The organism is Bifidobacterium biavatii DSM 23969 (assembly GCF_000741165.1).
GTDB lineage: Bacteria > Actinomycetota > Actinomycetes > Actinomycetales > Bifidobacteriaceae > Bifidobacterium > Bifidobacterium biavatii.
On sequence record NZ_JGYN01000002.1, the window covers coordinates 120,378 to 140,478 of the forward strand.

A 20,101-nucleotide genomic window follows, 5' to 3' on the forward strand; every position below is an offset into this window, starting at 1 on the left:
GGTCCGCATTCGTATGAATGATGACGTCTACCATACGGGTGTTGTGTTGGCCGACTGTTGAAGAATTGTTGGTCTTGCATTAAAAAGGCGCCGCATGCCACCGTCAGCATACGGCGGGAAGCGTGACCGTGACGGTAGTTCCGACGCCCCGACGGCTGCGCGCCGATATCGCGCCATGGCTCAGTTCGACGGCGCGCTTGGCCATCGCCATGCCGAGGCCGTTGCCCTCGGCGGCGCGCGCGGTGTCGCCCTGATAGAACTTGTCGAACATGTGCGCGACTTCGTCGGCGCTCATGCCGCAGCCGTCGTCGCTGACTTCGACGATGACCGCGCCCGCATCCGAAGTCTGACGCAGCGTCACGTGCCCTCCGGGTTCCGTGTATTTGAGCGCGTTGCCGAGTATGTTCGACCAGACGATATCGAGAAGGCCCGGGTCGGCATGGATGGTAGCCCGTTCCTCCACGTCGCAGTCGAACGCGATGCCTTTGCGGTCGAACATATCAACGAGCATCGCCGCCGTATCGGTGAGCTGGCGCGGCAGGTCGTAGTCGACTGCCTCGGCCACGATGGTCTGGCTTTCGAGTTTGTTGAGTTTGAGCGTGTTGGTGACGAGGCGGTTGAGCCGAGCCGACGCGTCGGCGATGACTCCCGCGTAGGCGATGCGCCGTTCGTCGCTTACGGTCTTGCGCCGCAGCGCCTTGGCGTGGGTTTCGATGATGGCGAGCGGGTTCTTGATCTCATGGCTCACGTTTGCCACGAAATCGCTTTTCATGGTTTCGATGCCGCCCAGTTCGGCCACCATCGTGTTGAAGTCGGCGAACATCTGGTCGGTCGCATCCCATGCGCTACTTCCTTCGACGTGCCGCGGCGCCACGTATACGGAGAAATCGCCGCGGGCGACGCTGCCGGCGGCCTCGCTCAGCTCGCGCATGGGCCGCTCCAGCCGTTCGCGGATCTGCCGGCCGATGAGCGCGGAAAACACGACGGCCAGCACCAGCCAGTACGCAAGAATCACCACGGCCAAATACCATCGGTTTCCCTCTGGCCACAGTCGCGGCAGCCAGACGATCAGGCTCGTCTGGCCTGCAGCCGCCAGCACGAACACTACGAACGACCGCAGCACCACACGGCCGGACACGTCCGGCGTCCATCGTGGTTCCTCCCCGCGCCCGCGCGATTCCCCATTCACCGCGGCACCGCCTTGTACCCGATGCCGCGTATGGTGACGATCTCGAAATCCGTGCAACGGGCAAGTTTTTGCCGCAGTTTGGTGATGTACACGTCCACGGCCCTGAGATTGCCGTCGGCGGCGGAATCCCAGAACTCGTCCATGAGCTGTGCACGGGAAAACACCTGTCTCGGATAGCTCAGCAGCCGGTAGAGGATGCTGAATTCGCGCGTCGCGAGCGCGATCTCCTCGCCGTTCAGCGTCGCGGTCATCTGGTCGGCGTCCATCATGAACGCGCCGACAGCGAGACGTCGGCTTTCGGCGATGCGCGAGCGCCGCAACAGCGCCTCGACGCGCAGCACAAGTTCGTCCAAGTCGACCGGTTTGACCATGTAGTCGTCGATGCCGGCGCGGAAACCGCGACGTTTCGACATGATGTCGTCGCGCCCGGTCGTAAAAATGATCGGGATGTTCTCGTCGACCGCGCGGATGCGGCTCGTCAGTTCGTAGCCGTCGATGCCGGGCATCATGATGTCGCAGATCACGAGATCGTAGAGCGTGCCGCGCATCGCGTCGAACGCGCGGTTCGCGTTGAGGCAGCCGGTCACGTCGTATCCGGCGTCGCGCAGCGTGTCGCAGGTGATGTCGTTGAGCGCCTTCTCGTCCTCGACGACCAGCAGTCTCGTCATCCGCTCCCCTTTCGCCGCGCGTCACCGATCAGTATACGGTGACGCGCGGCCGGCGGGATCCGTCGAGCCCCGGCGATTCAGGCGACTCAGGCAGCGAGCAGCGCGTCGCGGCGGGCGACGAGGGCGTCGATCGCGGCGTCGCCTTCGATGACGGCGAACGTGACGACCTTGCGCTCGGTGGCCTGCGGTGCGATCGTGTGCAGATCGCCGCGCCGCTCGTGCCAGCCGCGGCCGTGCACGCTGGAGTTGGACGGTTCGAGACCGACGACGTAGTCGCCGGAACCCATCGACTTCCATTCCATGAAGTACGGGAAGTCGGCCGCGTCGAATTCGATCACGACGCCGAGGCCGAGCCTGCGGTTGACGACTGCGGCGAAGCTGCGACCGTTCGCGTCGGCGGCCAAGTCGTGCAGGTACACGCTTTCCGGCTTGTTGTCGACCGGCGCGCCGATCTCGTTCCACGGGGTCGCGTCGGCGGCGGTGGTTTCGTCGCGCGGCGTGGCCTTGCGGCTCGGAATCACGACTTCGGCGCCCTCGTCGAGCAGCGGCCAGCCGAAGTTGCAGTGGTACATCCACATGAGCGGCTCTTCGCGGAAGGATTCGTTGGTCACCTCGTCCTCGACCGTGATCGTGGACGTGCCGTACACCGACGAAATGCGGCGGCGCAGCACCATGTTCTCGCCAAACAGCTCCGCCTCGCGCATTTCGCCGGACACCTCGAGCACGTACTGGCCGTCCTCGTTCCAGTAGGCGTCGGAGCCGACGTGTTCGGCGGGCGTGGTGCGGATGCGGCCGTGCATCGGATAGCTGCCGGCCGGATACTTGGAGCCTTCGGGCGTCACGTACGGGGCACAGATGTTTTCGAAGCCGCAGGTGAAGAACAGGCCGCCCATGATGGAGCGCTGCGCCTCGGCGCCGTTGGTGTCGAACTGGTTGCGGCCGTTGAGGCCCGGCTTCGACAGGAACGTGAGGTTTTCGCCGCGGTATTCGATCTGCGCGATGTCGAGGGCACGGTCGGCCATCGACATGAAGCGCAGCGGGCCGTTCTTGACCTCGATGCCGCGCAGACCGTGGGAACGGCCCTCCTGGTATTCGATCGGGCGCGTGTAGGCGGCCTGCTGCAGGCTGCCCATGTGGGCGAGCATGTTGGAGCGGGCGGGGTTGTCGCGATTGACGAGCATATGTACCTCCTTGTATCGGGCTGTGTCGGCCTCATTGGCCGCTTTGGCCGCATTCAGCCGTGTCGGCGTAAGCCGTGGCGTATTTCCGCCTCCCCACTGTACTCGATCACATACGGTTGGCAAGCGCTTTCCGCAAGCGTGCCGCGCTGAATTCCACAAACTCCGTCAGCGTCCGAGCCCCGGTCGTCCGACCCCCGTTTCCGGCCATCGCACCGGCGTCTCCAGCGTCGCCGACATCATCCGCCGTCAGACTCATCATCGATGTCCCTGCCCGCTGTAGACTGGCCGTGACATCGACCGGCAGGGGCTACGGCGTCACGAGACAGCGATCATCGGCGAGTTTCGGCGAAAGGCCGCAAATCGCACGTCCGCGCATCGTGGCGTTGACCGAAATCAGCTGGGAACCATCATTCGCATCGCAGCTGAAAGGGGCAATCATGCCTGATTCGCGCACACCGCACGCAACGTCACAGTCCGCATCACCAACCAAGTCGCCGCTCACGCCGCACAGCGCGCAACCGCACGCAACCGCCGAACCCGCATCCGCACGGCCGGCGACGCCCGATCACCCGATCCTGCCAATCGTCATCATGATGATCGGTTCGTTCACCGCCATCCTCAACCAGACGCTCATGACGAGCGCGCTGCCGCATCTCATGCTCGACTTCGGCGTCACCAGCAACACCGCGCAGTGGCTGAGCACCGGGTTCATGCTCACCAACGGCATCATGATCCCGATCACCGCGTTTCTCATCCAAAAATTCACCACGCGCCAGCTGTTCTTCTACGCGATCGGCATGTTCCTGTTCGGCACGCTCGTGTGCCTGTGCGCACCCGGGTTCTGGGTGCTGCTGGTCGGCCGCGTCTTGCAGGCCACCGGCGCGGGCATCCTCATGCCGCTGTTGCAGACCGTGCTGTTCCTCACGTTCCCGCCGAGCCAGCGCGGCACGGCGATGGGCTGGTTCGGCATGGTCATCGCGTTCGCGCCGGCGATCGGCCCGACCTTGTCCGGCCTGATCATCGACATGCTGCCGTGGCGTTTCCTGTTCGTGCCGCTCGTGGTGATCGCCGTGGCCGTGCTCGCCGCCGCGATACCGACGGTGCGCAACGTCACGCCGCAGACCGATCCGACGATCGACGTCCCGTCAGTCGTGCTGTCGACGCTCGGTTTCGGCGGTCTGCTGCTCGGGTTCTCGTTGGCCGGACAGTCCGGCTGGACGTCCGTCGACACGCTCGTCTCGCTGGCGGTCGGCGCGGTGTCGCTAGTCGCGTTCGTCGCTCGTCAGCTGCGTCTGCCGCGCCCGCTGCTCAATTTCCGTGTGTTCGCGCGGCCGATGTTCACGCTGCCGATGATCGTGGTCGTGCTGGTGTTCGTCACGTTCATCTCGACGATGAACATCCTGCCGATGTTCATTCAGAACGTGCTGGGGATGACCGCACTGCAGTCCGGTCTGCTGCTGGCGGGCGGCGGCATCGCCGAAGGCGTGGTCAATCCGGTCGCCGGCCGCCTGTTCGACCGGGTCGGCATCCGTCGCATCGCTCCCCCGGCGATCGCCGTCGTCGCGGCGGCGTCGTTCGCCTTGTCGCGGATGGATGCGAATACGCCGGCGTGGTATCCGGCCGTGTTCTTCACGCTGATGATGGCGGGCGTCGCGTTCTGTCTGATGCCGTTGACGACGACCGCGCTCAACCAGCTCACCGGTCCGCTCATTCCGCATGGCACGGCGATGAACAACACGTTGCGGCAGACGTGCGCGGCGATCGGCATCGCGATCTGCTTCACGGTCATGACGACGAACACGCGGCCCGCGTCGGTTGCCGGTTCGGCCGCGGCGGGGCTTGCGCATGGTGTGGATGCGGTGTTCGTCGTCTCGACCGTCGTGTCGGTCGTCGCGTTTGCGTTGTCGCTGATGATTCGCGACGAGCGACGCTGACGGTTACGGTTACGGACGCGCGGCTGCCGTTCGTCGGTCGCGTGGCAGCCTTCCCTCGCTCATCGGGTGAGTATCCTACGGAAATCCACGCCGGACACCCACCCGCTACGCTTCCTTCAGTTCCGGAGCGCGGCGCGTCGAGAAGCGGAACATGAGCGCGGCGAGCACGACGCCGACCACGGCCATGCCGGCAAGCACCCACATGCTGGAGGAGAAGCCTCGCACATAAGACGCGGCCTCGCCCGCGCCGTTCCGGGCCGCGGCGGCGGAGAATTCGGACAGCAGCGCGCTGGCCACGGCCGTGCCGATCGCGCCGGCCAGCTGCTGCACGGTGTTCATCACCGCGGAACCGTCGGCGTTGAGCCGTGCGGGCAGCTGGTTCAGCGCGTGGGTCTGGTCGGGCACGAGCACGAATCCGGAGAACGCCATGAACACCGCGTAGGCGACGGCCACCGCCGCCACGTTGCCGGATGCGACGACAAGCGCCCCATCCATCACGGTCACGACCACGAACCCGGTCATGATGAACTTCGGCGGGAAATGGTTTTTGAGCGCCCCGCCGATCATCGGCGCCGCAATCGCGCCGACTACAGCGCCGGGCAGCAGCGTCAGCGCCGCGGGCAGACTGCCCAATCCGAAGCCGCGCTGCAGCAGGATCGGCAGCATGAAGTTCAGTCCGAGCACGCCGCCGGACGCCATGAGCAGAATCATCATGCCGAGCGAAAAACCAGGGTATGCGAACACGCGCACTTCGACCAGCGGCCGCGTCATGCACAACTGCGCGGCCACGAACACGGCCAGTACCGCCACGCTCGCGGCCAACGTCAGCCAGAATCGCCAGTCGCCGTTCCAGCTGGCGAAGAAGCTCACCGCGACGATCAGGCCGGCCAGTCCGACCGCGACCAGCAGCAGCGATGGTACGCTGATCGTCGCCTGTTCGGCGTCGCCGGGGTGACGGATCTCCGGCACGGTGGCCATGCCGAGCAAGAACGCGACGGCGAGGAACGGCAGCATCGTGTAGAAGATCCAATGCCAATCGAGCCATTCCATGACCATGCCACCGAACACCGGGCCGATGGCCGGCGCGGCGCAGGTCACCAAACTGACGATGCCGAGCATCGCGCCGCGCTGTTCAAGCGGCGCCTTTTCGAGGATGATGTTGGTGATGAGCGGCAGCGATATGCCGGTGCCGAGCGCCATGACAAGTCGCGCGGCGAGCAACATCGGAAAGTTCACGGCGAACGCGCCGATGATCGTGCCGGCGGTGAAGATCACGACCGCCGCGACAAACAGGGTTTTCGTGGCGAAGCGGCGCACCATGAACGGCGAGCTGGGGATCGCGACCGACAGGAGCAGCAGGTAGCCGGTGGTGAGCCACTGCACTGTGGATGCGTCGACCGCGAACTCCTGCATGAGTGTGGAGTAGGCGATGTTGAGCGACGTTTCCGACAGGATGCCAAGGAACGTGAGGATCGCGAGCGCCACCACGCAGACGACGATGGCCGCGGGCACGGGTCGTTTGCCGTCGGCGGACTGGAAGTCCGGGCCAACGGTTGAGCCGGCAGCCGGGCGTGCGGACGTTTTCGGCGATCGGCTGTCGTCGGCCGGTGTCAATCGATCGGACTGCCCTGACCCGGACTGTCCCGGCCGCCGTGCCGGCATGTCACCGTTTCCTGTTGTGCGTTCGTTCATGGGCGCATCCTCCGTTGCGACGACGATTGTTGCATATCAAACAATGTGCCATCGTACCGGCGAATGTTACGCGAAACTCACTCGGCGAGCTCACGTTCGAGCCACTGACGTTCGGCGTCGATTTCGGCGTCGTGGACCGCGATGATCGCGCGACGATACTTGTCGGTGACCTTGTCGTTGTCGATCGGGCCTTCGCCATCACTGTAGAGACGGCGCACGTCGGATTCGAGCAGGTCGAGTCGACGGCGCAGCACGGCACGTCGGTCGGCCTCGTCGGGGATGACTGACAGGAACGACATGACAACGGCCCATTTGGTGATGTTGGTGAGGTTGTAGCCGCTCGTGTTCTTGAGCTCGTCGACGAGCGCGGCGCGGCCGGCCGGCTCGAGGTGGAATTCGCGCAGGCGGCGGCCGTTGACCACGTTGAAGGTTTCTCCAATGTAGCCGGCCTTGACGAATTTGTTCGTCACCGAGTGGAGCGTGCCGTCGGAGACGGCCTGCATATAGCCCTGTAGCTGCTCCATTTTTTTGCGCAGACGGTAACCGCACAGCGGTTCCTCGCTCAGGAAGCCCAGGGTCATGAGTTCTATCGTGTTCATCATGCCAACCATGATATCTCAGTTCGAGATATCTCGGAACGACACGCCGCTGGCAAACAAACAGCAGCATTCCACAATCGGCGGAACCAAGCCGTTCTAGCACCCTCCATAAATCTTCCCGATATATCTCAGTTTGAAATATCTCTCTTCGAGGTGCATACTGGCATCAACGCGAACGCAACGGCACCACGAACCTCCGCCGGCGCGATCGCGAGACAAATAACCAAACCAACCACCCAACAATCGTCACCAACCAGCAACCGCCGCGCACCAACCGCACGCGTTATCAGCGCACGGCATGCGGCGCAACCGAAAGGACATCACCATGAGCACCATCACCATCTTCGGCGCAGGCAACATCGGTTCCGCGGTCGCGGGCATCGCCGTCAAGTCCGGCGCGAGCGTGCAGGTCATCGACCGCAACCCGGACAAGGCCGCCGCCGCGGCTGAGGGCGTCACCGGCGCAAAGTTCGACGAGGCAGCCGTCTCCGGCGACATTGTCGTGCTCGCTCTGCCGTTCCCGGCCTACGACGAGGTGCTCGCCGCCTACGCCGACCAGCTGGCCGGCAAGACCGTGGTCGACGTGGCCAACCCGATCGACTTCACCACCTTCGACCTCGCCCTGCCGGCCGGCTTCAAGTCCGCCGCCGAGTACGTGGCCGCGAAGCTGCCGAACAGCACCGTGGTCAAGGGCTTTAACACCACGTTCGCCGCGACACTGGCCACCGGAGTCAACGACGGCGCGCCGACCGTCGTGCAGATCGCTTCCGACAGCGAGGACGCCAAGAAGGCCGTCGCCGCGTTCATCGAGGGCGCGGGTCTCAAGACCGTGGACGCCGGAGCGCTCAAGCGCGCGCAGTACCTCGAGGGCTACGGTGCGCTGCAGATCATCCTGGGCGTGACCGAGCAGACCCCGTGGACCGGTGGCTTCAAGGTTGTCAAGTAAGCCCTGAGACATCGTCTCGGCGCGGCAGTCCGCTACGTTCGCTCTGAACGTACCGGACTGTCGCGTCGGCGTGTCGTCTGCGAAAGTAATACGTGATATTGCATGGCTCGTTTCGCGATATTCCGATGCGAGATATTGCGCAATGCGGCCGACCCGCCAGATTGGCCGACACGTTCGGTCGAGCGGCCGATACATGCAACCAAATAACTGAGAACCAATCGACAAGGAGATTCCATGGCAAAGAAGACGCTGGTGCTCGTATTCCACCCGGGCCTGAACGATCAGTCCCACGTCAACAAGACGCTGGCCGACGCGGCCGCCGAGCTGGACAACGTGACCGTGCGCGACGAGTACGCGCTCTATCCGGACGGCAAGATCGACGTGGCCGCCGAGCAGGCCGCCGTCGAGGCCGCGGACCGCATCGTGTTCCAGTTCCCGCTGTGGTGGTTCTCCTCCCCCGCGCTGCTCAAAACGTGGGAGGACGAGGTCCTGCAGCACGGCTGGGCGTACGGCTCCGAGGGCCACGTGTTTGAGGGCAAGGAGTTCCAGGTGGCCGTCTCCACCGGCTCGCCGGAGGCGAACTACCAGCCGGACGGCGCGAACAAGTTCGTGATCGATCAGGTGCTGGTGCCGTTCCAGGGCACGGCAAACTACATCAGCGCGACGTGGGTCAAACCGTTCGTGACCTTCGGCGCCTTCGGCATCACCGACGAGGCGCTGGCCGAGGCGGCCAAGAACTATCAGGAGCAGCTGGCCAAGTAAGGGATTGAGAGGGCCGCTTCCCACGTGGCACGGGAGGCCCCTTGCCCCCTGTACATGGGCATGGCCGGTTCCCGGGATTTCGCAAGAAGAATCCCGGGAACCGGCCATGTTCGTTTTTTCCGCACAAACCGCGGTATTGCAGCACAGGGGCATGTGCGTTTGTTTGATAATGTCGTTTTTCCGGTTCCCGGGATGTTCGGAGCAAATCCCGGGAGCCGGCGCACCGGATTATCCGCGCCAGCGGGTCAGCTCAAAGACGAGCACATAGACCAGCAGCAGCGCGGAGGCGAGGAACACCGACCGCAACGCAAGGGTAAGCGACGGCAGGAACGTGGCAATGACACCGAACACTGCCACGCCGATCGCGCCGCCGACCTGACGGAACGTATTGAACATGGCCGACGCGATACCGGCCTGCGCCGGGTCGACGGAGCGCAGCACAACCCCGGCCGCGGCGGGCGTGGTGATGGCCGCGCCGAAGCCGACGACACTCAGCCCGGTCGCAATCACCCAGACAGGAATCGGCGCGGGAGTCAGGAATTCAAACAGGAACCCGGCGATCATGATCGCCAGTCCCAGCGTGATCGAGAATTTCGCGCCGCGCGCGGTGATGATGCGCCCGCCGATCAGGTTGCCGGCGATCGTGACAAACGCGGACGGCACGAACACGAGTCCGGCCGCAAACGGACCCATATGCCGCTCGTTCTGCAGGAACATGGTGCAGATGAACACCATGCCGTACCAGTTGAAGATCATGATGAAACCGATCTGCAGCGCGACCTGCATGCCGCGCACGCGGAACAGCCCGAGCGGCATCATCGGGGCGGCGACCTTGGTTTGGGAGAATACGAACAGTCCCAGCGAAACCACTCCGACGCCTAGCAGTGCCAGCGTCGCGGGAGCGGCAAAGCCGATAGCGCCGACTTCAATAATGCCAGCGACCAGCGCGCTCAGTCCGATCAGCGAGAGCGCCTGACCGGTCCAGTCGAAGCGGATGGGCCGGCGCGGCGAGGGCGCGATGCGCGGGGCGAGCGCGAGGATGAACAGGCAGAACGGCACGTTGATCGCGAACACGAGGCTCCAGTGGATCGGCGTGAGCAGGCCGCCGAGCAGGGGTCCGACCGCGGAGGCCGACGCGCCGCCCGCTCCCCACAACGCGAGCGCCCACGCGCGACGGCGCGGGTCGGGGTTCGCCTCGTTGATAAGCGACATGGACGCCGGCAGAATCAGCGCCGAGGCGACGCCAAGCACGCAGCGGCCGAACACGAGCGCCGCCATCGACCACGCAAATGAACAGAACAGCGACGCGAGGCCGAACAGTCCCGCGCCGATCAGAAAGAGCCGTTTCGCGCCGAATCGGTCGGCGAGACTGCCGGCGAGCAGGAGCAGGGCTGCGAACAGCAGCGTGTAGCCGTCCACGACCCACTGCTGGACGGCCATGTCGCCGCCGAGGTCGGCCGCGATGGTAGGCAAGGCAACATTGACGATGAGCACGTCCATGCCGGCGAGGAACGATGCGACGGATGCGGCGATGGTCGATGCCGTCGACGACGCGTCGGACGCGTCCGACGCCCGCGACCCGATGTCCAATGATGTTGCGTCGGGACGGGACTCGGTGATGTCGCGGGAAGTCGATGAGGATGTCATGCTTGGGTGCGTCTCCATGTGACCGTATACGATTCGTGTATATAACAGTTTCTATGATAGAAATGTAAATGACTGCAATACCGCGGTTTATAGATGATTCTGATTTACACTGTATAAACTGTTGGTTTATATATAACGCGTAGGCGAGCGCCGGCGTCGGCAGACGGCGTGGGAGCGCCAGAGAGGCGGAAGGACATGTACGATCGCAGACTCAACGCGGTGATCGCCGCGGCGGACACCGGCAGTTTCGCGCAGGCCGCGCGTCGCCTGTGCATCTCCACGCCGGCGGTCGCCAAGCAAATCAACACGTTCGAAAAAGAATACGATCTGACGATTTTCGACCGTTCACGCGCGGGCGTCATCCCAACCCCGGCCGGCGCAGAGTTCATCGCCGACGCACGGTCGCTGGTCCGCGAGGCAAACGACATCGTCCGCAGAGCCCGCCAACGCATGCATCAGCAGGCAGCCCCGGTCCGTCTGGGCATCTCCATCCTGCGACCGGCCCGCCGCATCCTCGACCTGTGGCAGCGCTCCGCCCAAACGGACATCCGGCTGGAACTCGTGTCGATGCCGGACAGCAGCACGTCGATCAACGACATCATCGCGCATCTCGGCGAGGACATCGACGTGATCGCCACCGCATTCGTGCCGGATCACTGGACCGACATCTGCGGCACGCTCGCACTGTCGTACGAGCCGCTGTGTCTTGCCGTGCCGCGCGGCAATCCGCTCGCAAGGCGGGCGAGACTGACCATCGACGATCTGACCGGCGAGCGCATCCGCATCCTGCCGCGCGGCAACGGCACCGACGACATCGCACGCAACCTGCTCGAACGCAATCCCGGCATCACGCTGATCGACATCGGCCATTACGATCTCGATCTGTTCAACGATTGCGCCGAGTCCGGCGACCTGCTCATCTCCAAGCCGATGTGGGGCGACGTGCACCCACAGCTCGTCAACGTGCCTGTTGACTGGCCCGAGCCGGTCGGCATGCAGTACGGGCTGATGTATCCGCTCTCCCCCGCCCCGCAGATCGCCGCGTTCGTCGCGCAGCTCGCCGCGCTCAATCAGCACTATCCCATGCAGCACCGGTGACGCAACTGAGCATATGTCTCCGAGACACGATTTGATTTCACAAAAACCTAGCGCCACGTTGCTAGAGCAACGCAGTGCCGTATTAATTGGTTGATTGCAAGTATTCCAAAACCGTAGATAAAGTAATTCCCTCGTTTTTCTGATCGTTGGTTAGGATGTCTGGGTGGTTCATATCGAATGAAGCTTGCGTTGCGTTGAGCAGGCTGGGATAAGAATTCTCATATGTTTTGGTGATAAATAGATACGTTCCTCCAACGCCAATTGTTGAATCACCTTGTACGGCAACAACTTGATCTCCTACTTTTCCGCCGGGACGTTTTATTGCAATCGTATTCGCGTCTGTATTTCCTTTATAAACCTTGTCAATGGTAATGCTGAAAATCGTATACGGAATCTCCGAAGACTTATCTAGTCCGGTTTCTAAATCAGGCCCTTTCTCCGATTTGACATTTAATGATTTATAACTAATTTTCTTAACCGTTCCACTGAACACTAAATCTGAAGAATCGATAATTTCCTTAGCGGTATCATAAATCGGATATTCCGCCTGAATGGTAGTGATTTCATTGTTAGTTGCTGTGGGGTTTGCATTTGATCCACAAGCACTCATAGCAATGAGACCAACCAGCATAAGCGATAATATAACTACTCTCTTTTTCATTTCATCCCCCATATTTTGCATTAACATTGTTAATGTCAAATGTTTGTGGCGTTGTCATGATATTTCTATTTCTACTGTATTTCATAATGGATGATTGCGCCGTACTTGGGTTATCAACTAACCAGAAAACATGACCAAACTCATGCGTTACAGTGCTTTTGGCAAAATTGGCGAAGTCTGATGCGTCTGCGCTTATTGTTTTAGCATTGACTTGTACGACAAACTTTGATGTATATCCAGTACTGGTGTTATATGTTTGTGTAGTTAGCCCGTACCATGTAGCATCATATCGCGCCGCTTCAATAGAATTATTACTAAATAATTTCGTTGAAATTGCTACATTTGCCCGCGAATTATTCCATGCGGATATTCCATTATCGATAATGGAAATCCACTGATCATTATATTTATCAGAATAATTTTTTACATTTATAGTTCCTGTTTTCGATCCGTAGGGTAGGTAAGGATCAGCCGCATAGGCAACCATAGGCGAAAAAATAAATATAAAGCCATCATTGGCGACAGACAGTATCGCAATCTCTTCATTTTGATTCAGCCACCTTCTTGAAATCAGAATATAATTATGCCAGTCACTTTCGTTTGCTAACGAAAATTAGCTAAATAATAATTCTCAACAGTGAGAATCATTACTCTAACTTTCATAGAAAATATATATTAAATTATTCTTATAAGTATAACAGAAAAATATTCTTAGGTCAATACTGATCATACAGTGTGTTAGCGTCATAGTACTATCACGGCACAAGTGCTCGCCATATATATCCGAATATGCCTCAAGCGCCTTGTTGACGATCTTGGAAGCGAAACGATCACGCACTGAGAACATGTGGTTGTCAAGACACTCATACAGATCATTGCGCATGCCGAACGACCTGTTGGCAGTCTTTAGCAAAGGAAGCCGATTCCCAGTGAAGGAAAACAATACAACAAGCTTCATCCGATTCCATAAGGTAGTGTCGCAGCCCGATGATCGTGACCTGACGGCACGGTATCCTTGGCGCACAACAAGGGCGGACTGTCATCCAAGGACATCCGACGGCTCCAATTTTTCCTGACCGCAAACTATGAGGACATCCTGCTCGCGTGGAGCATGTTCTTCGGCAAGGATTATCACTTCGACCGCTGCACGGCACGAACATCTTCGAAACGCAGAGACGGTATCACTTCCCCCTCGCTGCTTCGATTGAATGCGCGGCTTGTCGACACCCATCGGCTGTGAGCGTTACCATGGAAGGCGTGGGGAATAACTTCATGACGATGAATGATGTGGACGATATAAGCGATATAAGCGATATGAACGATATGAACGACAGCATGAGCAGCGAATCAACAGAAAACGACAACCAACAGAACCATCAGAACGTCACCGCCACCGCGCCCGACAACCGCGCGGCCGCCAACGACGCCCCCGCCCGCACGCCCGATCTCGCGTGGCTGAACGCAGCCAAGGAAACCATCACCCAGTGGGCGTACATCATGCTGCGCGACGCCGACGACCACGACATCGACTGGGATTGGGTGCGTTCGCTCGACCTCGTGCACGGCATCGGCGTGGCCGAACCGGCCGATCTCGAACCGGGCGCGGCGAGCAGCGCGCACGACCTGCTCAAGGCCGATCTGGCGATCCGCGACCGGCTCGAAGCGATCATCGCGAAGATGAGCATGGTGTTCATGCGCGATTTCGACCGTCATATCAAGACGTACGAGTTGCCGCGAGCGCTCGCGTACGCCGATCGCCGCCTGACCGACCAGATCGACCTGCTGCGCGACCGCGGCGTCGCCGAAGGCCTGTGGACGGTGACGGACGAGGACCGCGAGCGCGTGACCGTGCCCGTGCTGCACGCAACGGAAGCCGGCCCGCTGACCGACGACGATCTGGCCGACGTGCAGGATCGCACGGCCGAGATCGTCAACGCGCGCGCCGAGAAGCGCAAAGCCGATCGCGAGAAGCGCGAGGCGTCCCGTCACGAACGCCAGATGGCGCTGTTCGAGGCGGACGAGAAGCATTATGGTTCAATCGAAGCCGGTCCGGACGAGTCGGCGCCGGCCGATTCAAGTTCGGACGCGGGCAGCCCGGACTATCTGATCGAGGGCCAGCCGGTCATCAACGACGACAATCCGGCCGTGCCGGATGTCGAACAGCTGCACGCGAACGAAACGGCCGTGCCGGAGATGCGCTATGAAAAGTCGCGTCACGCGGCAGCCGAGCATGTGGCCGCGCGGGCCGCCGCCGCGCCGAAGGACTATTGGCGTGCCGTGTATCTGCCCGGCCGCGACGTGGACAACGTGATGGGCATCGACTTGGAAACGAACGGCACCGAACCGTACCGCGCGTACATCATCGACGTCGGCTTCGAATACATGAACATGAAGTCGCCGCGTCCGACCCAGCTGCCCGGCGACTACCGCTACGACAAGGACTACTACGAGTCGGGCGACGCGTACGACCAGCACCGCTTCTCGTTCGGTGTGACTCCCGAGGCCGCGCGGCACGGCAACGCGTTCATCATTCAGCTGACCGGCATCGACATCAGCCAGCGCACGGGAGCCGAGTTCCCGCTGTTCGACGAGGATCCGGCCGCGCAGGCCGACCTGCTCAAGAGGCTGACCACGCAGCCGTTCGTGGCGCACATGGCCACGTTCGAGCACAGCTTCTTCATGCTCAACGTGGCCGGCTATGCGGAGGCGTACCGCAACGGGCATGTGACGATCATCGACACGCTGCCGATGAGCCGTCTGTGGGATGAGGGGTCGATTCCGTGCGAGGGTCACCCGGACGGCGACAACACGCTGGACGCGTATGCGAAGCGTCAGGGCGCGCTGCGCGAGGACGACGCCGAACGCCACTTGGGCCTTGAGGACACGCATATCATGCTGCTCGCAATGAAGCATCATCTCACGCAGCTCAAGGCCGAGGCGCGCGGCCCGTGGGGCCCGGGCGGCAAGGCGGGCGTCGGCGGCAAGCGCATTGTCAACTATCGTCGCCGCAGCTGGCGGCGGTAGCGGCGGCGCGCTTAACGCACAGCCGTTCAACGTGCCGCGGCCATCCGCGCACGCACCTTGACGGCCACATACCAGGCGAACAGCACGACGATCACCGCCGCCACCGCGTACTGGAACCGGTCGAGTACGCCCAGAATGCCGCACCACTGCGAGCCCAGCAGATAACCGGCCATCACGAGAATCGTGTTCCACACGAGCGAGCCGAACGCGGTGAGCAGCGTGAACCGCAGCAGGTTGGTGCGCGCGATGCCTGCCGGAATGGAGATCAGCGAGCGCACGATCGGGATGACACGGCCGATCAGCACCGACCATAATCCGTAGCGGGAGAACCAGTCGTTCGCCTTGTCGATGTCGGTCGCGTCGGTGAGCGGCATAAGGTCGAACAGACGGCGCATGCGGTTCGCGCCGATCGCGTAGGCGATGCCGTACAGCACAAGCGCTCCGACGACGGAGCCGAGTGTGGCGCCGCCGATCGCCTCGAACAGGGTCATGCGTCCCTGCGCGGCGGTGAATCCGGCCAGCGGCAGGATGACTTCGCTAGGAATGGGCGGGAACAGGTTTTCGAGGAACACGGCGACGCCGGTGCCGAGCCAGCCCATGGTGGACATAAGACCGACGAGCCAATCGGTGATCGCGCCGATGAAGCCGCCGGTGGAGACCGGGCAGGACGTGATCGGCGCGGCGAGGGCAAATGTTGGAGTGATCATGGCGTTCACGCTACGGCACGCCCGCTTAGGCGGGGCTAAGGTCGCGCGCGCGTCCGCCGCATCGTGTCCGCGATGTGCCCGCCCCGCCCTGCACCCCGCGCCCGTTCAGTCGTCCAACGGCAGCGTGATGAGCATGGTCGTGCCGGTCGCGGACGTGGATTCCACGTCGAGTGTGCCGCCGTATCGGCTGGCCACGTCGCGTGCGAGCGCGAGTCCCAGCCCGTAGCCTTGGTGCGCGGTCCCGTCGTCGTCGCGCGCGAATCGGCGGAACAGCCGTTCGGGATCGTCGCCGATGCCGTCGCCGTGGTCGGTGATGCGTATGGCCGCGGCGTTGCCGTGATGCAGGTATCCGAGCGAGACCAGCACGTCGCTGCCGTCAGGCGCGTGCGCGATCGCATTGTCGAGCACGGCGACGACGCAGCGCGACAGGCCGACCGCGTTGCCCTGCACGACGAATCGTGCCGGATCGCCGTCAATGTGCGTGCGTATGGCAACGCGACGTTCGTCGGCGAGCGGGCGCACGGAGTCCACAGATTGCCGGATCGTCGATTCCAGCAGGACGGGTTCGGTGTTGACCGCGCCGCGCGCCGCGACAAGCAGGTCGGTGACGATCGCGTTCATGCGGTCCACGTCGCCGCGCAGGTCGGCGACCACGCCGTCGATCGGCTGGCCGTGCGCCCGTCGAAAGTCGATGAGGTCGATGCGTGTGGAGATGACCGCGAGCGGCGTTTTCAGCTCGTGGCTGGCGTCGGCGACGAAGTTCTTCTGCAATTCGAGCGCGTGTTCGAGCGGCGCAACCTCCTTGCGCGAGTAGTGCCGGCCGATCAGCGCGACGGACGCGACCACGCCCGCGACGAACAGAATGGTGAACGCGATGGCCTTGCGCGTGTCGATGACCATCATGCCGGAGCCGAACTGTTCGGTCACGGACATGCTGTTCGGGTCGAGGCCGCGTTCGGCGAATTCGTGCCGGGATCCGAGCAGCACGCCCGCCGCGAACAGGATGCCGCCGATCACGGTGACGGCGGCCATCGCGACGGTCATGCGCAGGCTGATCAGGCCGGCGACGGTGCGATCGTGTGCGTTACGGCTGCGCGCATTACGGCCGGGCTTGCGGTCCGGCTCTCGACGCGGCTTGCGCCCCGACTCACGTTCCGGCCCGCGTCCCGACTCGGTATGGGCCGTTCCGATGCGCCCCAGCGCGGCACGAATGGACATGCTTCCCTCCCCTGCGTTGCGTACGGTCTACGTTGCGTACGGTCTGTGTTGCACACGTCCTGCGTTGCGCACGATCCGCGCCGCGCGCGTTCCCGGTCATTCTTGCGGACTACCAATGCGGTAGCCGCGCCCGCGCACCGTGTCGATGATCGCGCGGTCGGTTTTGCCGCGCACATAGGAGACGTACACGTCGACGGTACCCGCGTCGGCGCCGTCGGAGAACACCTGGCTGAGCAGTTCGTCGCGTGAGAACACGTGGTCGGGCGATGCGGCGAGCGTGGCGAGCAGCTTCGTCTCGGAGTCGGTGAGCGAGACGGCGTGCCCGTCCGGATCCTCGATGAGGTTCGCCCCGGGTTTGAGCAGCCAGTCGCCGATCTCGACGCCGGCGGCCTGCGCGTGGAATCCGCGCAGCAACGCGCGCATGCGTGCTTCGAGTTCGACGAAGTGGAATGGTTTGGTCAGGTAGTCGTTTGCGCCGGAGTCGAGTCCTTCGACGATGTCGTCCACGCCAGACAGGGCGGTGAGCACGAGCGCCGGCACGGCGATGCCGCTGCCGCGCAGGGTGCGGATCAGGTCGAGTCCGTCGCCGTCGGGCAAGCGACGGTCGACCACGAGCACGTCATAGCGGCCGGATCGCAGCTGCTTACGGGCAGCGGCCGCCGATTCGACCCAGTCCACGCGGTAGTCGGGTGCGAGCATTTCGCTGGTCATCGAGCCGAGGTTCGGATCGTCTTCGATCAGCAGCACCGCAGGCAGCAGCAGACGCAGCGGGTCGGTCGCGCGCCGCCCGTCGCCGCCGGTTGTCGTCTCACTCATCGTTCATCACGTCCCTCATTCTAATGATCGCCGGCCTCGCCGCCACATCCGTTGCAGCGCATGGTTTTTGCGACCGTCCGCGCGACCTTCCTGATATCGCATCGTCCACTCAACGCCAAGCCGTCTAAGAAAACGCTTAGAATCGCCGCGAACGGCCGGATCGTCGCGTTCCTTCGTAGCATTGCGAGCATGGAGACAAGTATTCAGCCATTGTTCACGGCCGAGCATGCGACATGCCGGATGCCGAAGACAACGACGGCCGCGACGGATGATGCGGTGCGGCTGCCGTCGTTGTTCCGCGGCTTTGAACGCCAGCACGACGATGTCGGGTTCAAGACCATCTTCTCCGACGTAGCGTTCGAGCTGCGGCGCGGGGACATCGTCGATCTGGTCGGCCCGTCCGGCACCGGCAAGAGCACGCTGCTGACGACCGTCGCGCAGCTCAACCCGTATGCGAGCGCCGATCTGACGCTGGAGGGTACGCCGAGCACGGCGATGACGCCGGAACGCTGGCGGCGCGAGGTGGCGTATCTGCCGCAGCGGCCGACACTGACCGGTGCGAGCGTGCGCGAGGCGATCCTTATGCCGTTCACGCTGCGCGTGCACCGGTTCTCCGATGACGGTTCGTCTCTGGACGAGCGCCGACCGGACGAGGCGACGCTGCGGCGCACGCTGAACACGGTGGGATGTTCGGACATCGAGCTGGAGCGGCCGCCGCAAGATCTGTCGGTGGGACAGCAGGCGCGCGTGTGCCTGCTGCGCACGCTGCTCACGTTGCCGAAGGTGATGCTGGCCGACGAGGTCGACGCCGGGCTGGACGAGGAGAACGCGGACAAGGTGGGCGAGATCCTCGCGTATGCGGCGCGGGAGAAGGGCATGGCGATCGTGCGCGTGCGGCACCGTGCGGCGGACGGCCGTGCGACGCGCACGCTGCATCTCGAGGCGGGCGTGCTGACGGAGATCACGGGGGATGTCGCGGTCGTGCCGGCGCACGACGGCGAACGTATGGAAGGCGAGGCAACGCGATGAGCACCGGGAATGCGGGGGCCTATCCCATCGACGTATGGGGTCTGATCATCACGATCGTGCTGGTGGCCGTGGCCGCCGGCCTGTCGTATGCGATGCGGCTCGGCGTGCACCGGCAGATGCTGTGGGCAACGATCCGCTCGCTCATCCAGCTGCTGGCGATGGGCTACATCCTCAAGTTCGTCATCGAACAGAACAACCCGTGGCTGGTGTTCGCGCTGATCGCAGTGATGATCCTTGCGGCCGTGCAGATCACGATGTCGCGTGCGGCGAACATCCCTCGTTCGGTGATGCCGTCGGTGTTCCTCACGTTGACGGCGAGCGTGATCTTGCAGGTGTGCGTGGTCACGGAGATGGTGATCCGCCCGCATCCGTGGTATGCGCCGACCGTGCTGGCGACGATGAGCGGCATGCTGCTGGGCAATGTGGTCTCGGCGATCGCCGTGGCGATGAGCCGCTTCTTCTCCGACATGGACTCGCGGCGCTATGAGATCGAGATGATGCTCAGCCTTGGCGCGACACCGTTCGAGGCGGCCAAGCCCTCGATCATCTCGTCGGTCAAGCTCGGCATGATTCCGACGATCTCGCAACTCGCGTCGAGCGGCATCGTGCTTATCCCGGGTATGATGGCCGGCCAGGTGATCGCGGGAGCCGACCCGCTGACGGCCGCGAAATACCAATTCGTGGTGCTGGCGGTGATCAGCGCGCTCACGCTGATGGCCGATTCGCTGATCATGATCCTGATCTACAAGACCTCGTTCACCGCCCTGCACCAGTACAAGCCTCCGAGCGAGCGGTAGCGCGATTTCGCGCGCTCAGTGCGTGGCGATTTCGTCGACCTTGGTGACGTGCCCGCCGAACTGGGCGCGCAGCGCGGTCACGACGCGCAGGATGTCGTCGGCGCCGCCGCGCGAGGTCTGGCGCTGCCACAGC

At 62.8% G+C, this 20,101-nt stretch carries 19 protein-coding genes and 1 pseudogene; 8 read left to right on the forward strand and 12 right to left on the reverse strand.

Going from position 1 to position 20,101, the window contains the following annotated elements; translation table 11 throughout:
* Positions 1-103 precede the first annotated feature (103 nt).
* The 3 genes from BBIA_RS00770 to BBIA_RS00780 form a co-directional block, all read right to left on the reverse strand.
* Complete coding sequence (locus BBIA_RS00770) at positions 104-1,189, reverse strand: sensor histidine kinase (RefSeq protein WP_033492403.1); 1,086 nt, start codon at positions 1,187-1,189, stop codon at positions 104-106.
* Positions 1,186-1,857, reverse strand: a complete 672-nt coding sequence (locus BBIA_RS00775) for a response regulator transcription factor (protein WP_033492402.1) — start codon at positions 1,855-1,857, stop codon at positions 1,186-1,188. Before BBIA_RS00775 ends, BBIA_RS00770 begins: the two co-directional genes overlap by 4 nt.
* Before the next feature lie 86 nt (positions 1,858-1,943).
* Complete coding sequence (locus BBIA_RS00780) at positions 1,944-3,038, reverse strand: aldose 1-epimerase family protein (RefSeq protein WP_051923602.1); 1,095 nt, start codon at positions 3,036-3,038, stop codon at positions 1,944-1,946.
* Positions 3,039-3,475: 437 nt separating this feature from the next.
* Here BBIA_RS00780 and BBIA_RS00785 point away from each other — a divergent pair, with 437 nt between their 5' ends.
* The gene (locus BBIA_RS00785) at positions 3,476-4,972 is read left to right on the forward strand and encodes an MDR family MFS transporter (RefSeq protein ID WP_081891763.1); all 1,497 of its coding nucleotides are present in this window, start codon (positions 3,476-3,478) and stop codon (positions 4,970-4,972) included.
* A gap of 105 nt (positions 4,973-5,077) precedes the next feature.
* Here BBIA_RS00785 and BBIA_RS00790 read toward each other — a convergent pair whose 3' ends face one another.
* Both BBIA_RS00790 and BBIA_RS00795 read right to left on the reverse strand, forming a co-directional pair.
* Positions 5,078-6,664 (reverse strand): DHA2 family efflux MFS transporter permease subunit, encoded by a 1,587-nt coding sequence (locus tag BBIA_RS00790; RefSeq protein ID WP_238548387.1) that lies wholly within the window; start codon positions 6,662-6,664, stop codon positions 5,078-5,080.
* A 77-nt stretch (positions 6,665-6,741) separates the two neighbouring features.
* Positions 6,742-7,266, reverse strand: a complete 525-nt coding sequence (locus BBIA_RS00795; protein ID WP_238548388.1) for a PadR family transcriptional regulator — start codon at positions 7,264-7,266, stop codon at positions 6,742-6,744.
* A gap of 295 nt (positions 7,267-7,561) precedes the next feature.
* Between BBIA_RS00795 and BBIA_RS00800 the strand changes: the two genes are divergently transcribed.
* Together BBIA_RS00800 and BBIA_RS00805 are read left to right on the forward strand one after the other, a co-directional pair.
* A complete protein-coding gene (locus BBIA_RS00800; RefSeq protein ID WP_081891765.1) occupies positions 7,562-8,209 on the forward strand; it encodes an NADPH-dependent F420 reductase in 648 nt (215 codons plus the stop codon).
* Between the two features lie 234 nt (positions 8,210-8,443).
* Positions 8,444-8,971 carry an NAD(P)H-dependent oxidoreductase gene (locus BBIA_RS00805; RefSeq protein ID WP_033492400.1) on the forward strand — a complete coding sequence of 176 codons (528 nt, stop codon included), beginning with the start codon at positions 8,444-8,446 and terminating at the stop codon, positions 8,969-8,971.
* 228 nt (positions 8,972-9,199) lie between these two features.
* Here the strand turns inward: BBIA_RS00805 and BBIA_RS00810 are convergent, their stop codons facing one another.
* Entirely contained in the window at positions 9,200-10,618 is a 1,419-nt protein-coding gene (locus BBIA_RS00810; RefSeq protein ID WP_081891767.1) for an MFS transporter, read from the reverse strand.
* Between the two features lie 195 nt (positions 10,619-10,813).
* Between BBIA_RS00810 and BBIA_RS00815 the strand changes: the two genes are divergently transcribed.
* Positions 10,814-11,716 carry a LysR family transcriptional regulator gene (locus BBIA_RS00815; protein ID WP_033492398.1) on the forward strand — a complete coding sequence of 301 codons (903 nt, stop codon included), beginning with the start codon at positions 10,814-10,816 and terminating at the stop codon, positions 11,714-11,716.
* An 82-nt stretch (positions 11,717-11,798) separates the two neighbouring features.
* On the opposite strand, the gene BBIA_RS14040 is transcribed toward BBIA_RS00815, so the two are convergent.
* The gene (locus BBIA_RS14040; RefSeq protein WP_152600475.1) at positions 11,799-12,389 is read right to left on the reverse strand and encodes a hypothetical protein; all 591 of its coding nucleotides are present in this window, start codon (positions 12,387-12,389) and stop codon (positions 11,799-11,801) included.
* Positions 12,379-12,864, reverse strand: a complete 486-nt coding sequence (locus BBIA_RS14045) for a zinc metalloprotease (RefSeq protein ID WP_152600474.1) — start codon at positions 12,862-12,864, stop codon at positions 12,379-12,381. Before BBIA_RS14045 ends, BBIA_RS14040 begins: the two co-directional genes overlap by 11 nt.
* A gap of 528 nt (positions 12,865-13,392) precedes the next feature.
* Between BBIA_RS14045 and BBIA_RS14050 the strand changes: the two genes are divergently transcribed.
* Both BBIA_RS14050 and BBIA_RS00825 read left to right on the forward strand, forming a co-directional pair.
* Positions 13,393-13,617 carry a hypothetical protein gene (locus tag BBIA_RS14050; RefSeq protein ID WP_152600473.1) on the forward strand — a complete coding sequence of 75 codons (225 nt, stop codon included), beginning with the start codon at positions 13,393-13,395 and terminating at the stop codon, positions 13,615-13,617.
* A gap of 257 nt (positions 13,618-13,874) precedes the next feature.
* The gene (locus BBIA_RS00825; protein ID WP_051923611.1) at positions 13,875-15,401 is read left to right on the forward strand and encodes a hypothetical protein; all 1,527 of its coding nucleotides are present in this window, start codon (positions 13,875-13,877) and stop codon (positions 15,399-15,401) included.
* 26 nt (positions 15,402-15,427) lie between these two features.
* Here BBIA_RS00825 and BBIA_RS00830 read toward each other — a convergent pair whose 3' ends face one another.
* The 3 genes from BBIA_RS00830 to BBIA_RS00840 form a co-directional block, all read right to left on the reverse strand.
* The gene (locus BBIA_RS00830; RefSeq protein ID WP_051923603.1) at positions 15,428-16,108 is read right to left on the reverse strand and encodes a DedA family protein; all 681 of its coding nucleotides are present in this window, start codon (positions 16,106-16,108) and stop codon (positions 15,428-15,430) included.
* Positions 16,109-16,213: 105 nt separating this feature from the next.
* Entirely contained in the window at positions 16,214-17,326 is a 1,113-nt protein-coding gene (locus tag BBIA_RS00835) for a sensor histidine kinase (RefSeq protein ID WP_051923604.1), read from the reverse strand.
* Positions 17,327-17,422: 96 nt separating this feature from the next.
* Positions 17,423-18,142 carry a response regulator transcription factor gene (locus BBIA_RS00840; protein WP_081891769.1) on the reverse strand — a complete coding sequence of 240 codons (720 nt, stop codon included), beginning with the start codon at positions 18,140-18,142 and terminating at the stop codon, positions 17,423-17,425.
* Positions 18,143-18,382: 240 nt separating this feature from the next.
* Here BBIA_RS00840 and BBIA_RS00845 point away from each other — a divergent pair, with 240 nt between their 5' ends.
* Together BBIA_RS00845 and BBIA_RS00850 are read left to right on the forward strand one after the other, a co-directional pair.
* The gene (locus BBIA_RS00845) at positions 18,383-19,171 is read left to right on the forward strand and encodes an ABC transporter ATP-binding protein (RefSeq protein ID WP_081891778.1); all 789 of its coding nucleotides are present in this window, start codon (positions 18,383-18,385) and stop codon (positions 19,169-19,171) included.
* On the forward strand, positions 19,168-19,968 hold the full coding sequence (locus tag BBIA_RS00850; RefSeq protein WP_033492394.1) for an ABC transporter permease: 801 nt from the start codon (positions 19,168-19,170) through the stop codon (positions 19,966-19,968). The genes BBIA_RS00845 and BBIA_RS00850 overlap by 4 nt, the downstream gene beginning before the upstream one ends.
* 15 nt (positions 19,969-19,983) lie before the next feature.
* On the opposite strand, the pseudogene BBIA_RS14055 reads toward BBIA_RS00850, so the two are convergent.
* Positions 19,984-20,101 (reverse strand): annotated as a pseudogene (locus tag BBIA_RS14055) (6-phosphogluconate dehydrogenase); the annotation flags it as partial.

Coding starts and splice junctions, on each gene's coding strand:
- BBIA_RS00775 (WP_033492402.1), bottom strand. CDS start 1,857: ATGACGAGACTGCTGGTCGTCGAGGACGAGAAGGCGCTCAACGACATC.
- BBIA_RS00780 (WP_051923602.1), bottom strand. CDS start 3,038: ATGCTCGTCAATCGCGACAACCCCGCCCGCTCCAACATGCTCGCCCAC.
- BBIA_RS00785 (WP_081891763.1), top strand. CDS start 3,476: ATGCCTGATTCGCGCACACCGCACGCAACGTCACAGTCCGCATCACCA.
- BBIA_RS00790 (WP_238548387.1), bottom strand. CDS start 6,664: ATGAACGAACGCACAACAGGAAACGGTGACATGCCGGCACGGCGGCCG.
- BBIA_RS00795 (WP_238548388.1), bottom strand. CDS start 7,266: ATGATGAACACGATAGAACTCATGACCCTGGGCTTCCTGAGCGAGGAA.
- BBIA_RS00800 (WP_081891765.1), top strand. CDS start 7,562: ATGCGGCGCAACCGAAAGGACATCACCATGAGCACCATCACCATCTTC.
- BBIA_RS00805 (WP_033492400.1), top strand. CDS start 8,444: ATGGCAAAGAAGACGCTGGTGCTCGTATTCCACCCGGGCCTGAACGAT.
- BBIA_RS00810 (WP_081891767.1), bottom strand. CDS start 10,618: ATGACATCCTCATCGACTTCCCGCGACATCACCGAGTCCCGTCCCGAC.
- BBIA_RS00815 (WP_033492398.1), top strand. CDS start 10,814: ATGTACGATCGCAGACTCAACGCGGTGATCGCCGCGGCGGACACCGGC.
- BBIA_RS14040 (WP_152600475.1), bottom strand. CDS start 12,389: ATGGGGGATGAAATGAAAAAGAGAGTAGTTATATTATCGCTTATGCTG.
- BBIA_RS14045 (WP_152600474.1), bottom strand. CDS start 12,864: ATGGTTGCCTATGCGGCTGATCCTTACCTACCCTACGGATCGAAAACA.
- BBIA_RS00825 (WP_051923611.1), top strand. CDS start 13,875: ATGCTGCGCGACGCCGACGACCACGACATCGACTGGGATTGGGTGCGT.
- BBIA_RS00830 (WP_051923603.1), bottom strand. CDS start 16,108: ATGATCACTCCAACATTTGCCCTCGCCGCGCCGATCACGTCCTGCCCG.
- BBIA_RS00835 (WP_051923604.1), bottom strand. CDS start 17,326: ATGTCCATTCGTGCCGCGCTGGGGCGCATCGGAACGGCCCATACCGAG.
- BBIA_RS00840 (WP_081891769.1), bottom strand. CDS start 18,142: ATGAGTGAGACGACAACCGGCGGCGACGGGCGGCGCGCGACCGACCCG.
- BBIA_RS00845 (WP_081891778.1), top strand. CDS start 18,383: ATGCCGAAGACAACGACGGCCGCGACGGATGATGCGGTGCGGCTGCCG.
- BBIA_RS00850 (WP_033492394.1), top strand. CDS start 19,168: ATGAGCACCGGGAATGCGGGGGCCTATCCCATCGACGTATGGGGTCTG.